The 14,885-nt window shown below is 70.1% G+C and carries 12 protein-coding genes; 4 read left to right on the top strand and 8 right to left on the bottom strand.

Annotation, left to right across the window (positions count from 1 at the left end):
• Window positions 1-72: 72 nt before the first annotated feature.
• Complete coding sequence (locus ACFY16_RS33910; RefSeq protein ID WP_390651054.1) at window positions 73-693, bottom strand: TetR/AcrR family transcriptional regulator; 621 nt, start codon at window positions 691-693, stop codon at window positions 73-75.
• A gap of 389 nt (window positions 694-1,082) precedes the next feature.
• On the opposite strand from ACFY16_RS33910, the gene ACFY16_RS33905 reads away from it, so the two are divergent.
• Window positions 1,083-1,277, top strand: coding sequence for a hypothetical protein (locus tag ACFY16_RS33905; RefSeq protein WP_390651053.1), 195 nt, complete (start codon window positions 1,083-1,085; stop codon window positions 1,275-1,277).
• Between the two features lie 378 nt (window positions 1,278-1,655).
• Window positions 1,656-4,445, top strand: a complete 2,790-nt coding sequence (locus tag ACFY16_RS33900; RefSeq protein ID WP_390651052.1) for an AAA family ATPase — start codon at window positions 1,656-1,658, stop codon at window positions 4,443-4,445.
• A gap of 172 nt (window positions 4,446-4,617) precedes the next feature.
• On the opposite strand, the gene ACFY16_RS33895 is transcribed toward ACFY16_RS33900, so the two are convergent.
• From ACFY16_RS33895 to ACFY16_RS33875, 5 genes are all read right to left on the bottom strand, one after another.
• Entirely contained in the window at window positions 4,618-5,634 is a 1,017-nt protein-coding gene (locus ACFY16_RS33895; RefSeq protein WP_390651078.1) for a YeiH family protein, read from the bottom strand.
• 40 nt (window positions 5,635-5,674) lie between these two features.
• A complete protein-coding gene (locus tag ACFY16_RS33890) occupies window positions 5,675-6,247 on the bottom strand; it encodes a cysteine dioxygenase (RefSeq protein ID WP_390651051.1) in 573 nt (190 codons plus the stop codon).
• A 108-nt stretch (window positions 6,248-6,355) separates the two neighbouring features.
• Window positions 6,356-7,261 (bottom strand): LysR family transcriptional regulator, encoded by a 906-nt coding sequence (locus ACFY16_RS33885; protein WP_390651050.1) that lies wholly within the window; start codon window positions 7,259-7,261, stop codon window positions 6,356-6,358.
• A 491-nt stretch (window positions 7,262-7,752) separates the two neighbouring features.
• A complete protein-coding gene (locus ACFY16_RS33880) occupies window positions 7,753-8,991 on the bottom strand; it encodes a ParB/RepB/Spo0J family partition protein (protein ID WP_390651049.1) in 1,239 nt (412 codons plus the stop codon).
• On the bottom strand, window positions 8,988-10,253 hold the full coding sequence (locus ACFY16_RS33875) for a ParA family protein (protein WP_390651048.1): 1,266 nt from the start codon (window positions 10,251-10,253) through the stop codon (window positions 8,988-8,990). Before ACFY16_RS33875 ends, ACFY16_RS33880 begins: the two co-directional genes overlap by 4 nt.
• A gap of 361 nt (window positions 10,254-10,614) precedes the next feature.
• On the opposite strand from ACFY16_RS33875, the gene ACFY16_RS33870 reads away from it, so the two are divergent.
• The gene (locus ACFY16_RS33870; protein WP_390651047.1) at window positions 10,615-11,532 is read left to right on the top strand and encodes a hypothetical protein; all 918 of its coding nucleotides are present in this window, start codon (window positions 10,615-10,617) and stop codon (window positions 11,530-11,532) included.
• 169 nt (window positions 11,533-11,701) lie between these two features.
• Here the strand turns inward: ACFY16_RS33870 and ACFY16_RS33865 are convergent, their stop codons facing one another.
• Window positions 11,702-13,312 carry a dolichyl-phosphate-mannose--protein mannosyltransferase gene (locus tag ACFY16_RS33865; protein WP_390651077.1) on the bottom strand — a complete coding sequence of 537 codons (1,611 nt, stop codon included), beginning with the start codon at window positions 13,310-13,312 and terminating at the stop codon, window positions 11,702-11,704.
• 607 nt (window positions 13,313-13,919) lie between these two features.
• Window positions 13,920-14,426 carry a SigE family RNA polymerase sigma factor gene (locus ACFY16_RS33860; RefSeq protein WP_390651046.1) on the bottom strand — a complete coding sequence of 169 codons (507 nt, stop codon included), beginning with the start codon at window positions 14,424-14,426 and terminating at the stop codon, window positions 13,920-13,922.
• A 155-nt stretch (window positions 14,427-14,581) separates the two neighbouring features.
• Here ACFY16_RS33860 and ACFY16_RS33855 point away from each other — a divergent pair, with 155 nt between their 5' ends.
• A complete protein-coding gene (locus ACFY16_RS33855; RefSeq protein WP_390651045.1) occupies window positions 14,582-14,797 on the top strand; it encodes a tyrosine-protein phosphatase in 216 nt (71 codons plus the stop codon).
• The last annotated feature ends 88 nt before the right edge of the window (window positions 14,798-14,885 follow it).

Here is a 14,885-nt window from a genome sequence, read left to right as displayed (position 1 = left end):
GGCAACGGCAACGGCAAGGGCACGGCACCCGTACCGCCACCCCTTCCCGCCGTGCGATTCCCCCGCCGTCGGCTACCCGGCGGTGCCCCCGGCACCGGTGCCGGGCGCAGTCCCGTCACCGACCTCCCCGGTGACCGGTCCGAGCATGCGCGTCAGCAGATCCGCGAGGCCGTCGTTGTCGGCCTCGGCGAGGGCGGAAGTACCCACGACGGTACGCAGCAACCACGTCCCCGCGACCAGGGCCAGCCCGAGCTGGGCCCGCACCTCCGCCTCGGGACCCTCCAGCAGCCCCGCCAGACGAGCACCCACGTGTGCCTCGATGCCACGGCGAAGGGCATCCATCGCCTCGGGATCCTGCACCGAACGGAGCATCAGCAGGAACGGATCGAGACGCTCGGCACCGGGCGCGGTGCGCTCGGCGAGCGTGTGCGCGATCGCACGCGACAGTCCCCGGCGCTCGTCACCGACCACCGTCGGCGGCCCGAAAGCCCGGTCCACCGCTTGGGCGAAGAGACCTTCCTTCGACCCGAAGTAACGGTTGATCATCATCGCCGTCACGCCCGCCCGCTCCGCGATCTGCCGGACCCCGGCCCTTGCGTACCCGTGCTCCGTGAACTCCACCACCGCCGCGGCGAGAATCGCCTCGCGCGTCGCGGCACCGTCACGCTTGCGGGCGGGCTGCACAGCATTCATGCAGGCGAGCATACGTGGGGCCGGCGGCCTGTCCGAGCGTGTGGCCGCGGTGATCGGCGTCCGCGGGTGGCAGCGGCGGGCGACTCGACGGAAGGGGGTGATCGGCTGCGGCGGGCCGGCATCAGATCCTTCCCCGTCCGCGCGACGAGTTCGTGCACGCCGCTGGGGCTGCCGACGTGCCTCCGCGAGCAACGACCGGACATTGTCCGTGTCGGAGCCCGCCTCGTCTCTGAGGTGGCGGACCCGGTCCACCGGTACCACCTGGCGGATGCCGGAGGTTTCCGACCATTGCGTCACCGCCTTGACAGGTGACGATTGAAGGGGCACGCTGATAGTCGTCCCGGCAGCAACAAGGACGCCATCCACGATCGACGAAGTGGAGCATGGTCATGAACAAGGAACTCACCAGCGATCCCGCCGCGGCAGCGCGGCACGCGCGCTACGGCACGCTTCCCGAGCGCATCCGCTTCGAGGACATGACCGAAGAAGTGGAGGCCGAGCCGAGCGGCGGGGTGAACGCCTCGTACAACCCCGAAGGCTCGTGGAAGTACTACTCGTGCCTGGCTCTCGACCTGGGGCTGTAGACCCCCGGACGGCATTCCGGGGCGCACGCCTTGCTGATCGGCGACCCGCAGGCATCTTGGCGCCGTTCGCCGGTGGCCAACGCGTTCGGCCTCGAACGCTCATCCCGATAGCGGTCCCTCGCCGACGCGACGGTCGGCGCGTCAGCGCGTCACTGCGTCGCCCGCCGCATCGGCGAGGGTGTGAGTTCACGTGACGCCTGGCGTTGCCCGTACGTCCAGCCCGCGCGAGCAGGCCGCATATCGAGACGCTCGTCTTGCTATGCAGACATAATGTGCCGGAGCGATCCGGTACGCTGTCGAGTCGAGTGTTGACACGATGAGAATCGTTGTACAACGCGGGAGTTGCCTTTCATCACAGCCCTTGGAGACAGCAGCCCGATGAGCGACCCGGACCACCCGGCCCGTCCCGCCGCAGGGCGGTTGATCGGGCGGGACAAGGACCTGGAGTTCATACGGACCCACTTCAACGGCTCCGCGGTGCACGGGCCGGCTCTGTTGCTGTCGGGTGAGGCCGGCATGGGGAAGACCGCGCTTCTCGACGCAGTGGCGGTAGAGGCCAGGCGCCAGGGCGGCCGCGTGCTGCGGGCGAGCGGAGTGCAGTTCGAGGCGGACATCAGCTACGCCGGTCTCAATCAACTGCTCGTGCCGCTCTTCGACTCTTTCGACCTGCTGGACCGCAGCCACCGCGACGCCCTGCGGGTCGCGGTGGGCATCGGCAGCGGCCCGCCTTCCAACCGTCTCCTGACGTCCACCGCGGCCTTGATGCTGCTGCGCCTGATCGCCGACGACACGCCGTTGCTGCTTGTCGTCGACGACCTGCCGTGGCTGGACCGGGCCACCACCTCGGTACTGGGCTTCGTGGCCCGGCGGCTCATCGGCAGCCGCATCAGCTTCCTGGCGGCCTCCCGTGTCACCTCCGACAGTTTCTTCGAGTCGAGCGGCCTCACCGAATACCGGCTGCAACCACTGGACGAGGTGTCGTCGGTCGAGCTGCTCGCCCGCACACACCCTGAGATGTCCCTCGCGGTGCGGCGTCGTGTCGCGGCAGCGGCATACGGCAACCCGCTCGCGCTGGTGGAGCTGCCAGCCGCTCTGGAGGCCGAGCAACGCACGGCACTGGCGGCGATGCCCTCGGTCCTGCCCCTCAGTGAGCGCCTGCAGGCACTGTTCGCCTCACGCGTGGCCGATCTGCCGGACCCGAGCCGGAGCCTGCTGCTGATCGCGGCGCTCGAGGGCACGGGCAATCTGGCCGTGATCGAGGCGGCCGGGGCCGGCCGTGCCGTGATCGACGATCTCGAGCCCGCGGAACGCGACCGGCTGGTTGCGATCTCGGCCCCGTCCCGGCGGCTGTCCTTCCGGCATCCACTGATCGGTTCGGCGGTGGTGGCGCAGGCGGCGGCCTCGGACCGCCGCCAGGCGCATCAGGCGCTCGCCGCCGTGCTCACCGACCAGCCGGAGCGCCGTGCGTGGCACCTCGGGGAAGCGGCGACAGGTCCGGACGAGACAGTCGCCGATCTCCTGGAACAGGCCGCCCGTCGGCGCCTGGCGCGTGGGGACGCGCTGGGCGCAGTGGCGGCGCTCACCCGTGCCGCAGGGCTCAGTCCGGCGTCGGCCGACGAAAGCCGCCGGCTGGCGGAGGCAGCCTACATCGGCATCGATGCCAGCGGTGAGCTGGCAGACGCCTCACGCCTGCTGGCCGGAGCCCGGCGGGCCGACCCCACCGCCCAGGAATCGCTATACGCGGCAGCGGCATCCGCCCTCCTCCTGATCAACAATGAAGGCGACATCAGCACCGCGCACCGGCTGCTGGTGGGTGCGATCGAGGCCGGAGGACACCGCTGGGACGCATCTGACGACGCCCTCATCGAGGCCCTGTTCACCCTGATCACGCTGTGCTGGTACAGCGGCGATCCGCAGAAGTGGCCGCCACTGTTCCGGGCGCTCGACCGGCTGACCCCAAAACCTCCCGACCTGTTGTGGGTATGCGCCCAGACCGTCGCAGACCCGGCTCGCACCGGGCACAGGGCGCTGGAAGCGCTCGACGCACTGCTGGCAGACGTCGGCCAGGAGCCGACCCGCGTCTTTCGCACCGGCATCGGCTCGCTCTACCCGGAGCGGCTGGCGGATGTGCGGGAGGCGTCCCTTCGGCTGGTCGAACAGGGCCGGGCGGGCACCGCACCCGCCCTCCGGCACCTGCCCGCTCTGCTGCACCTGTGCCTGGACTACCACAACGTGGGCCGCTGGGACGACGCCGTACGACTGGCCGGTGAAGGACTCGTCCTGTGCGAGGAGCACGGCTACCGCTTCTTCGCCTGCAAGTTCCAATATGTGCAGGCGATCGTGGCCGCGGCAAGGGGCGACGCGGAGACGAGCACAGCCCTGTCCGAAGAGATCGTCCGCTGGGCTGCCCCCCGCGGCGCCCACGGTGCTCAGGTTCTCGCCTTTCACACCAGAGGTCTGAACGCTCTCGGCGCCGGCGACTTCGAGGCCGCCTACCGGCATACCACCGCACTGAGCCCGCCCGGAACCCTCGCCCCGTACTGTCCGCAGGCCATGGCCTCCACCATGGACCTGGTGGAGGCGGCCATCAGAACAGGACGGCGCGCTGAAGCCGGCGCCCACGCGGCAGCCATGCGGGAATCCGCGATGCCCCGGTTCGCGCCTCGCCTCAACATGCTCGTGCTGGCCTGCGAGGCCCTGACCACGCCCAGTGATGACGCCTTCGCCCTGTTCGATCAGGCGCTCTCCCAGGCCGAGCCCGGCAGATGGCCGTTCGACGCCGCACGGATACGCCTCTTCTACGGCGAACGCCTTCGACGCCGGCGTGCGACGAAGGAAGCCTGCGAGCAACTGGCCCAGGCGTTGAAGGCGTTCGAGGAACTGGGAGCAGCACCGTGGGTGACCCGTGCCACGGTCGAACTCCGCGCGAGCGGCCACCGCACATCGGCCACCGCACAGCCGGGGAAGGGGGCACTGACCGCCCAGGAGTGGCAGATCGCCACGCTGGCGGCCACCGGGCTGACGAACAAGCAGATCGCCGAACGACTGTTCCTGTCGCATCGGACCATAGGCACTCACCTGTACCAGATCTACCCCAAACTCGGCATCAACTCCCGAGCCGCGCTGCGCGACGCGCTGGCCGCTCTCGACCTGGAGGACGTCGGCTGACAGGACCCGACGGCCGCGCAGTCACAGGGCCGCGCGCAGGCCGTCGTGCACGGGCCTCCGGTGCGGACCTTCGAGCCGCTCACCGACGTGGCGAGCCGGATGAGCCGGACGAGTTGGACGAGTTGGACGAGTTGGACGAGTTGGACGAGTTGGACGAGTTGGATGACCGGACTTATCTGGTGGTCAACAGGACGCCGGCGTACGACATCCCGGCCACCACGCCCCAGGACGCCACACCGAGCACCAGCATGCGTCGGCCGGACGTGCCCGTGAGCGTGCTCAGGTTCGCCGCCGCGCCGAGGCCGAAGAGAGCCGAGGCCAACACGAGGTGCTGCACCGCAGCGGCGCGGTCGAGCACCGCGGTGTCGAGCAGTCCGGTACTGCGCAGCAGGATCATTGCCAGGAATCCGACCACGAAAAGGGGGAGTGCCGGAGGCCGCTCGTCGCCTGCGATTCCCCGCGTGCCCCGGGACCGGCGGAGGGCGACGGCTGTCCCCGCGGTCAGCGGGGCGAGCAGAACCACTCTCATCAGCTTGACCAGGACGGCCTCGCGCAGGGCGAGCGGACCGGCGGTCTGCGCGGTGGCCACCACCTGGCCGACATCGTGGACGCTGGCCCCCGCCCAGCGGCCGAACTGCACGGTGTCCATGCCGAGGGCGGTGTGCAGCACGGGCAGGACCGCGATCGCGAGCGTGCCGCAGAGCGTGACCAGTGCGACCGCGCCGGCGACGTCGTCCTCCTTGCTCCTGGTCACCTGGCCGACCGCGCCGATTGCGGAGGCGCCGCAGATCGCGTAACCAGCGGCCACGAGCAGCGGGACGTCGCCGGGCAGGTTCAACCGCCGGCCGAGCCAGTACGTGCCGGCGAAGGTGGCGAGGACGACGCAGAACACCATTCCCGCCGTGGCCAGGCCGAGCTCCGCCACGTCGGCAAGGTTGAGCTGGAGGCCGAGCAGGACCACGCCGACCCGCATCAGCCGCTTCGCCGCCATGGCCAGTCCAGCCCTCGCCGACTTCCGGACGAACACCCGGATTCCGGGCAGGTGAGCGGCTGCGACACCGAGCAGAACCGCGGCGGTGAGCGTGGGTACGGCGGGCAGCGCCTCGTGCAGCGCGGTCGCCAGCAGCACGCCGACCGCTGCCAGCGCCAGACCGGGCACGACGCGATGCCGGGACCACGACCTGAGCACGAGGGGAATGAGCGATCCGTCGTGGACTCTGTTCACGGCGTCAGTCACGCTCGCCGTCAGGGCGCTCGTACACGCGTCGCACACTGCTGCCCAGACGCACCACGTCGGCGCCGTAGACGTGAAGGGAGATCGCGGTGCCGGCCCCGGAGTTGCGCACCTCATGGATGTCGCCGGGCGGGGCGAAGCCGCAGACGGAGCCCACCGGGTTGGTCACCACCTCCGTGGCGACCAGGCGGGCGGGTTTGCCCTCGGGCACGAGGCGGTAGCGGTGTTCGGTCTCCGTCCCCTGGTGGACACCCGTCACGCACCAGGAGACGTGGTCGTGGACCGGGGTGCGCTGACCGGGCAGCCAGACGAGCGCCACCACCGAGAAGCTGCCGTCCGGTTCGGCGTGCAGCACATGTTGTGTGTAGCGCTCGCGTGAGCCAACGCACTGTTCGGCGGTGAGCAGTTCGGGATCCGCGAGGTAGCCACGCAGCGCCTCCGCGGCCAGGTCGGCGGAGCGTGCGGGGCTCAGGCCACGCGCCACTACGGCCCGGATGTCCGATGTCAGGGCTGCCGTTGTTCTGGTGATGTGCGCACTGTCGGACCCATGTGCGGTGGTTGCTCTCATGTGCAGCAGCTTCCGTGCCGGCAGACGCAGGCGTCCAAGCAGTGTTTCTTCGCTGCTCCCTACCGCTGCTTATGCAAGCCAGAGGAAGGCGGCGGGTGTCGCAGTGGGTCAGCAGCCGTTCCGGCTGGCGGCCGCCGAGCGTATGTGCTCCAGCACCAACTCGGTGGCCGACAGGTGCAAGTGCTCGCGCAGCGCGTAGGCGCTGACCCGGCGGACGACCCTCGGCTCGATCACCCGGCCGGTCACCTGACGGTGGTTGAGGAAGGAGAGCACCAATGAGGGGGCCACCGCGATGCCCACCCCGGCAGCCACCAGGCTCTGCAGCGCGAGATTGTCGTCGGTGGTGAAGACGACGTCCGGCTCGAACCCGTCCTCGGCACAGATCTGCAGCAGGTTCGCCCGGCACCGGGAGCAACCTGCCACCCAGCGTGCCTGGGCCAGCTCGGCGAGGCGCACGGCACGTCGGCGGACCAGTTGGTTGCCGGCCGGCAGCAGGACCACCAGCTGGTCCTCCAGGAGGTCGATCTCCGCCAGTTCGGGCGGAACCTCGGCGCGCAGCCCCGGGTAGCTGAAGGACAGTGCGATATCGCATTCGCCGGCCAGCAACCTGTGCAGGGACTCGGGTGGTTCGGCCTCCTGCAGTTCCACCCGTACGGCGGGGTGTTCCGCCAGCAGTGCGGCCACCGCATCCGGGATCAGCGTGGCGTTGGCGCTGGGGAAGGCGCAGACACGGACCCGGCCGGCACGCAGTCGCGCCAGCGCCTGGAGCTGCTGCTGGGCGTCACGCAGTTTGCCCAGGATCACCTCGGCGTGACGGGCCAGCATCTGCCCCGCCTCAGTGACGCACATCCGCCGGCCCTTGCGGGTGAAGAGGGGCACGCCCGCCTCCCGCTCGAGCGCCCGGATCTGCTGCGTGACAGCGGGCTGGGTGTAGCCGAGGGAGCGTGCGGCCGCGGTGAACGAACCGGTGGTGATCACCTCGTGGAAGGTGCGGAGGTGTCGGGACTCCAACATGTGCCGATCATAAGCAGAAGTATGAGAGCCGCGGGCATGGCCGAACCGGGGCCCCGGGACTCGTGTGAGCACACGCGCGTTGTCACACTTCGACCGAGACGGAAGGTGTTTTCCGGCGGCGCCTTCGCACTCTCCGTTCGTTCGAGTGAAATGTTTGCCGAATCGGTGCGGCACCGGCTGGTGGCGACCCGCCACTCCCGGCCGCGGTGGAGGACGCTGCGGTGCCGGGTGACGCCGTTGGGTCGACCGCTGCGGAGGAGGCCCACGTCGCCGCTCCGGCAGGGCCTCGAAGCGCGGTGTGCCGGGGACGCCTTGATCCTCCGGGGGCCGCCGGTGGAACAAAGCGGCCGCTGCCCGCGAAACAGTCGGCGCGGCTCCCGTCGGGCACGGCACAGAGGAGATCACCGTGCCGGGGGACCGATACACGTACAGCACGGGCCTGGCCCCGCTCCGGCGGTTGGGCGGAGCGGGGCGGACCGCGGCCCACCGGGTCAGTCGACCTGAGCGGTGGCCTGGTCGACGAGGCGCTGCGCGATCTCGCCCAGCCGGGCGGGGTCGCGTTGCAGTGCCCTGACACTCAGGAAGTCGATGAGGTCGAGGAACGTGTCGTCGCTCTCGATCTTCAGGTCCAGCAGCATCGCCAGGGATCCGGGCTCGTCGTACGGAAGTGTGCGGGCGAGTTGTCCCTTGGCGGCCGTCGGCGGGGTGCCGTCGGAGGGGGCGGTGGCCGTGCGCGGTTCGGCGATCGGCCGGGCGGGCTTCGGCGGCACCGTGGGTGACACGGTGGGGGATGCCTTGGGCGGTGCCGCTTCCCGGACCGCGTCCGCGGTGTCCGCCTGGGACGACTGCGCCTGGGGCGGCTGTGCCTGGATCGGTACCGTCGGAGGTTCGTTCCGCACCGTCGGCGCCGCGGCCCCGGTGGCCTGTTCGGCACCGGACCCGGCCGCCTCGCCGTCCTCGGCCGGGCCGGGGTCGGCCGCCGCCCGTTCGGGTTGGCGAGCGGCCTTGCGGGCCGCCTTCTCCGCCTCCTTGCGGGCGCGTTCGGCCTTGAGCGCTTCGAGTGCCGCCTGCTGTGTGTCGGCCGGCTTGTTGCCGACGGCCCGCAGCAGGTCGATGGGCTCCTGGCCGATCTGCGCCTGGAGTTCGGGGGTGAGTGTGAGCAGCGCCAGGCGCTGCGAGACCCAACCCTGGGAGCGGTGCAGCCGCTTGGCCAGGGCCGTCTGGCTGCCGTGGATGGCGAGCAGTCGTTGCAGGGCGCGGGCCTCGTCGAGTTCTTCGAGGTCCTGGCGGTGGATATTGGCGACCAGAGCGGATTCGAGCAGTTCCTCCGACGTGCTGCCCTGTTCGTCGCTGACCATGACCTTGACGGTGGTCAGGCCGGCTTCGCGGGCGGCGGCGAGGCGGCTGCTGCCGTCGATGACGACGTGGGTGGTGTTCGGCTCGAGGTCGCCCGCGCGATCCGGGTTGGCCGCGAGATAGGCATCGCGGTTCATGACCGTGATGGCCTGCTTCTGGCCGTGGGTCTGCAGGCTTCCCGCGAGGTCGGTGAGATTGCCCAGCTGCGAGCGGGGGTTGTCGGGGTTGGGGCTGATCTGGTCGACGGGCAGTTCGCTGGGCGGAGCCACGCCCTCGGTCGGCACGCCGGTCGCGGCGGCCACGGCCTGCCGGCGTGCGCTGACGGGCCGGGCGCCGCCGAAACGTCCCGCGCCCAGCTGGTCGGCCTTGCTCATGAGATCTCCCGGGCCAGTGCGCGCATTCCGATGGCCTGCTGCGACTTGGGTGCATAGGACAGCAAGGGCTGTTTCATGCGGACCGCTTCCTTCTGTTCCTTGAGGTCGCCGATCAGTCCCACCACCCTCGGATCCTTTATGTCGACCCAGCCCTGGAGCGAGGAGGTGGCGATGTAACCGCGGCGCGAGTCGTAGAGGTTGACGACGATACCGAGGTAGTCGATGTCGATCTGGAGGTCTTCGCGCAGGTCGTCGATCTGCGTGGTGAGCAGTTCGTAGGCGTCGGCCGAACTGTCCTCGGCCTGCACGACGATGAGCGCACCGGACTGACCGGGCTTCTCGCCGTCGCGGCGCCTGCCGTAGTAGGCGGCGGCGTCCATGCTGAGGCCGAGGCTGGGCGGGCAGTCGACGATGATGACGTCGTAGTCCGCCTCGAGCGGGGCGAGCGCCCGCTCCAGCGCGGCTTCGCGGGCCCGTACGGCGGACAGCCGCACATCGAGGAGGAAGGCGTCGTTGCAGGCGGGCAGCAGATGCAGACGGTCGCCGAAGGTCTCCTCGTCGATGGGCACGACGAGGTCGCGCAGGTCCCCCTTGGGGTCGCCCGCCATGTGGTTGGTGAGGCTGTCACCGTTCATCGGCAGGGGAGCGGCGCCGAGCTGGTTGGTGAGGTGGCACTGGGGGTCGAAGTCCACGAGCAGGACGCGCATGCCCAGGCCGGGCAGGTTCTCGATCTCCAGGGGCTCGTCCTCGGCCTCCTCGGTGTCGCCGTGGTCGTCGCTCGCACGCAGGGCCTTGGCGAGCGCCTTCGACACGCGGACGGCGTGCAGGGTGTTGGGGGACTCGGCGAGCGCCTCGCCGGCACCGGCCGTGATCGCGGTCTTGCCCACACCGCCCTTCTGGTTGCAGACGATGACGCGGCGGGTGACGGTGGGACGCTCGACGTCGGGCGCGGGGTTCGAGTCGAGCCACAACTTGACGGACTGGGCGAGTCCCTGGATGAGGGAGACGCTGCGGTCCGCCGAGACCTTCCGGAAGGTTTCCCACTGCCCGGGCGGGAGGAAGGTGGAGAAGGAGTCGGCGCCTGCGGTGTCGACGGGTTCGGTGGCCGAGGCGAGCGCACACCAGTCCCTGATGCCCTGTTCGACGGCAGCCTGGATCTCGATGCCGTGCTGGGCGGCTCTGACCTTCAGATCCTGCCGGAGCTGGCCCGGCAGCTTGGAGACGACCTTGTCGCGGTCGCCGGAGGTGGCTGGAGAACTCATGGGGGTACCTTACTAACGCTCGTGATCGTTTGTGGCATTGACGCGTTAGTTACGCCGACTGACGTGTCGTGATGCGCGTGACCAGCGTGGGGCGCGCGACTGTCGTGGACGGCCGGCGGCGCCCTCCGGCGCACCGGCGTTCCCCGCTCGGAGCTGATGGGCGAGGGTGTGTCCCAGCCGGTGCATGTCCACGGTGAGCACGGTCCAGGGATTGCGCTGACCGAGTCGTCCTCGGGCGGACCCGTGAAGGAACCGTCGGGGGAGGGGACTCGTACAAGTCGAGCGAATGGTTGTGCAGTTTCCTGGCGAATGGTGCAAAGCTGTACCTAGTGGAGGAGGGAGGGAAGGGCGGCGGTGGGCCGTGGATCTGAAGAACGTCGTCGAGGAGCTGTACACGCTGCATCCGACCCAGTTCGTCGGGGCACGCACCGCACGCGTGGACGAGGCCCTAGCCGCCGGAAGAGCCACCCTGGCCGCCCAGATCGCCGCGCTGCGCCGCCCCGCGCTGTCGGCCTGGGCCAGCAACCTGCTGGTCCACTCCGAGCCCGAACAGGTCGCCCGCCTGCTCCGCCTCGGCGAAGGCCTCCGACAGGCTCACCGGAAACTTGCCCGCACCCAGCTGAGACGTCTCGGCCAGCAGCAGCGCACCCTCGTCGGCGCCCTCTCCCAGCAGGCCCGCACCCTGGCAGCCGAGGCCGGACATCCCCTCGGGGAAGGCGCGCAGCGCAAGGTCGAACAGACCCTGCATGCGGCTCTGGCAGATCCGGCGGCAGCGGAGAAATGGGCCTCCGGCCGGCTCGTCAGAGCCCTCGTTCCTCCCGTCGGCTTCACCGCGGACGCCGAGAGACCTGTCCGCCCGGTCGCCGCATCTCACCGGACGCACGAAGGCACACCACCGCCGAAACCAGAACACCCCGCCGCCACCCCCGCCACCCCGGCCAAGTCCGCCCGCAGGCAACGCCGCGCGGCGCAAGCGGACAGAAAACCGGCACAGGCCCGGCGCAAGGCGGAAGCGGCCGAGCAGCGGGCCCGGCACTGCGAGAAGGAGCACGACCAGGCGCAGGCGAAGGCCGAGCAGGCCGAAGCCGCACTGCGTGAACTCGAAGAGCGCGCTACCGAACTGGCCCAGCAGCTCCACGCCACCGTGGAACTACGGCGCCGGATGCGAGACGACCTGGACCGCGCACGCGACCAGGCCGCACAGAAAGACCGCGCTGCACGGCAGGCACGCCATGCCGCTGAGACGGCGCGAGCCCATGCCGAGCACTTGACGACGTGACCGTTCCTGGAGACTGAGCGGGAGCGACGCCCGAGTCGGTGACACGGCGGCGGACCTGGGCTCCGAACGGGGGCAGTACGAGTACGTCACCGACGTCGGATCCCGCAGCCGGACAGCAACTGTGGGACCTCCAAGCCGAGTTCCGGTCACGCTGCTCCGCGCGCGGTTCTCAGATCCAGGTGTCGAGCCACATCCTGGCCTGCCAGTCGGCGTACGGAATCGTCTGCGCGGTGTAGACCGGGAAAAGGTAGATGAAGTTCCAGGCGATGAGCAGGACCAGCACGCCGGCGGCCACCGCACCTCGTATGCGGCGCTTGTCGTCCGCTCCCGGCGGACCCAGCAGGGCTCCCAGCATCATCGTCACGGCCAGGCACAGGTACGGCACGAAGACGACCGCGTAGAAGGAGAAGATCGTGCGGTCCTGGTACAGGAACCAGGGCAGATAACCGGCACCCACCGCACACAGGACGGCGCCGGCGCGCCAGTCGCGGCGCAGCGCCCATCGGTAGAGCAGGTACACGAGTGCGCAGCATGCCGACCACCACAGAAGCGGTGTTCCCAGGGCGAGGATCGTCTGTGAACAACCGCCCGCCGTGTGGCAGCCTTCCTGCCCCGGTTTCGGCGACTCATAGGCGAACAGCACAGGGCGGCCGAGGACCAGCCAGCTCCAGGGGTTCGACTCATACGTGTGGGGAGCGTGCAGCCCCACATTGAACCGGTACACCCCGTACTCGTAGTGCCACAGGCTGCGCAGCGGGGCCGGAATCCACGACCAGGTGCCGCCGCGGCCGTCCGCCCAGTGGCGTCCGTAGCCGTTGTCGGACCGGAACCAGCCTGTCCACGTCGCCAGATACGTCACGACAGCGACTGGAACGAGGGACAGCACCGACCAGCCGAGGTCCTTGCGCAGCACCGCGCGGTAGGGGCGGAACGCCCCGGCCACGCGGCGGGAGCCGACGTCCCACAACAGAGTGAGGATCACGAAGAAGGCGAGGAAGTACAGGCCGTTCCATTTGGTCGACGCCGCCAGTCCCAGGAAGAGGCCGGCTGCGAGCCGCCAGGGACGCACTCCCGTCCCGGCACGGTCGCCGGTGTGTCCGTCGGGGCGTACCCGGCCGTCCTCGTCGACCGGCAGGGCTGCCGCGAGCCGGGCCCGTGCGTTGTCCCGGTCGATGAGCAGGCATCCGAACGCCGCCAGTACGAAGAACATGACGACGATGTCGAGCAGAGCGGCGCGGCTCATCACGAAGTGCAGACCGTCCACCGCCATCAGCGCTCCGGCCAGGCAGCCCAGCAGAGTCGAACGGAACAGGCGGCGTCCTGTTCGGCACAGCATCAGCACCGACAGCGTGCCGAGGACCGCCGTCATGAAGCGCCAGCCGAACGGGTTGAGGCCGAACATCCACTCGCCGAGGGCGATCACCCACTTGCCCGCCGGTGGATGGGCGAGGAAGGCGCCGGTGTCGGAGAGCGGGATCACCTGGGGGTGGGCGAGTATCTGCGGGTCGGAGATCTTACGGTCCGGCCAGGTGCCCTCGTAGCCGAACTGCAGCAAGGACCAGGCGTCCTTGGCGTAGTACGTCTCGTCGAACACGACCGCCCGCGGGCTGCCCAGACGCCAAAAGCGCGGCAGCCCGGCAAGGAGCGCCACCAGCAGCGGCCCGCCCCATCCCGACCAGCGCGCCAGCCGGCCCGCCGCCGCCGGGGACAGCCCGAGCATGCGCCACGGCCGGGAACCGGGTTCGGGAAACGGCACGACCAGGCGGTCGCGTACGGACATGCGCGGGCGCTCGACGTGCCCGAAGCGGCGCAGCCGCTGCTCCCAGGAGGTCGGCCGACGACTCGCCAGCACCTCCGGCTGGTCGACAGACGCGGGCGCGTTCTCATGGATCACGTGGTGAGGTTCCAGTCGTGGAGAGTTGGACCAGCGGGGATGACGAGTGGGGATGACCAGCAGGGCAGCTGTGCGGCGGTCGGTGGCAGTTAACGCCGGCTCAGTCGGCGGGCCTCACTGATCGGGACCGCTTGAACCCGGCCAGGTCGCTACCCGGGCGGTCGAGGTCCGCGGCGGCAGCGGCGCCCCCTGGGCAGTGGAGCCGGGGCGGGCCGTCGACGGCGTCGGGACCGACTCGGCAGAGGTGACGGGGCGGGGCTGAGGACCAGTGGGCCCGCCCTGAGCGAAAGAGCTCGCCAGGACCACCAGTCCGACTCCGAGTCCGGCAATGGTCAGCACGGATCCGGTGGCCATCCAGGCCTTCCGGGCCCGCTGCCGGGCGCGAACGCCGGCTTGCAGACGGTATTGGTGCCGGTCCTCGTAGGGCGTGTCCTCTTGGCTGTCCCGCATCATGCGGGCCAGCTCTTGCTCGAAGTGATCCATGGCTCCTTCTTCACTCGACCGGCTTGACTGCGTCGGCCAGAAGCTGCCGCAACCGTGCGACGCCGCGAGCCGTGAGTGAACGGGCGGTACCCACCGGACACCCCAGCACTTCCGCGACGTGCTGCTCGGGCAGGTCCTGGTAGTAGCGCAGCACCACCGCGGCCCGCTGTCGCGCCGGCAGCAACGCCAGCGTGGCCTCCAACCGGGTCCGTTCGTCCACGACGGCCGTCTCGTCTCCCACCTCGGGCGGGTCGGGCAGCTGGTCCACGGGATGCTCGCCCCACCAGCGACGCCGTGCCGAGCGAGCCGCGGCGCGGGCCAGGACCTTGCGCACATATGCCTCGGGTGCCTGCTCGGCCACCTTCGGCCAGGCGAACCACAGCTTCACGAGCGCCTCCTGCAGCAGATCCTCGGCCCGGTGCCGGTCTCCACCCGTGAGCAACCGCGCCAGGTGAAGCAACGCAGACCACCGAGCCGCCACGAACCGGTCGAACTCATCGGCCCGCAACTGCCCCATCAGCGTCGACCCCTTGCCTCCCTGCCGAGCACGCCGGCCTCCACCGCAGCCTCATGGGGTCGCAGGGCAACGCACGTGTCATCGACCACGCACGCCGCCGCACGACCGCGGACACGTCCCTACGCCTTAATAAAGACACTGGCCCCTACCCCGCTATGCACCCACGCCATGTGGTGTGGATCACACATGCCACCCTGGGGGTCATCGCGACCAACCCCCGCCCCGTCGTCTTCCACTGCACCGCGGGCAAGGGCCGGGACCGCACCGGTGGGACCAACACCGTACTGCTCACCCTGCTGGGTGTGCCGCGGGCTGCCGCCGTCGAGGCCGCCTTCCTGGCCGGCAAACCTGCACCGGCGACCCCTGGGTGAGATGTCGACGCCGATGACACCCCTTGATGGGCACTCACAGCTGGTACCTCGATGGGCTGCTATGACGCGATCTCCTGCCGTTGCCAGG

It is taken from the genome of Streptomyces sp. NPDC001315, from assembly GCF_042896175.1.
Classification (GTDB): Bacteria; Actinomycetota; Actinomycetes; order Streptomycetales; family Streptomycetaceae; genus Streptomyces.
This window is presented reverse-complemented; position numbering and strand designations above follow the sequence as displayed.